Origin of the sequence: Faecalibacterium sp. An122 (genome assembly GCF_002160895.1) — a bacterium.
In the GTDB taxonomy this organism is placed as follows: domain Bacteria; phylum Bacillota; class Clostridia; order Oscillospirales; family Ruminococcaceae; genus Faecalibacterium.
Genome location: NZ_NFLL01000076.1, coordinates 1 through 738 on the forward strand (window position 1 = coordinate 1; position 738 = coordinate 738).

2 tRNA genes and 1 rRNA gene are annotated in these 738 nt (G+C 48.6%); all 3 read right to left on the reverse strand.

From position 1 onward, the window contains the following. Window positions 1-274: ribosomal RNA gene (locus tag B5E67_RS15310) — 23S ribosomal RNA — on the reverse strand; the annotation flags it as partial. A gap of 166 nt (window positions 275-440) precedes the next feature. Continuing rightward, window positions 441-517: transfer RNA gene (locus B5E67_RS15315), tRNA-Ile, on the reverse strand. Window positions 518-522: 5 nt separating this feature from the next. Next, window positions 523-598, reverse strand: a tRNA-Ala gene (locus B5E67_RS15320). Between the last annotated feature and the right edge of the window lie 140 nt (window positions 599-738).

Consider the following 738-nt stretch of genomic DNA (forward strand, 5'->3'; position numbering starts at 1 on the left):
GCCCTCTTCCGCGTTCGCTCGCCACTACTTACGGAATCTCGTTTGATGTCTCTTCCTCGCCCTACTTAGATGTTTCAGTTCAGGCGGTTCCCCTGTTACACCTATTTTGAATTTCAGTGCAACATACTCAGCTATGAGGCTGAGTGAGTTTCCTCATTCAGAAATCCGCGGATCAATGCTTATTTGCAGCTCCCCGCAGCTTATCGCAGCTTATCACGTCTTTCTTCGGCTCCCAGTGCCAAGGCATTCGCCCTGCGCCCTTCTTCGCTTGACCATTCGCAATCTTTCGATTGCTCTTTTAAGCCTCTTATACTCTAATTGCCAACAAGATTGTTTTCCCTTCCGTTTAAAACTGTAGTTTCTTCTTTAGAAGTTTTACTTTCTCGTTTCGCAGTTATTATTCAGTTCTCAAGGTACATCTTGGCGGTCTTTAGACCGCGTGGTGGGCCAAAATGGACTCGAACCATCGACCTCACGATTATCAGTCGTGTGCTCTAGCCAGCTGAGCTATTGGCCCATAAATGGTGGAGATTAAGGGAATCGAACCCTTGACCCCCTGCTTGCAAAGCAGGTGCTCTCCCAGCTGAGCTAAACCCCCACAATCTCTGAGGTTCCCTTCACAGGGCCCTCAAAATTGAACAATATCGATCTCTTGTCTCGTCACCGACTGACACGATCTTCTTCGAAGTTCCGTCAGCCAGACTCCCTAGAAAGGAGGTGATCCAGCCGCAGGTTCTC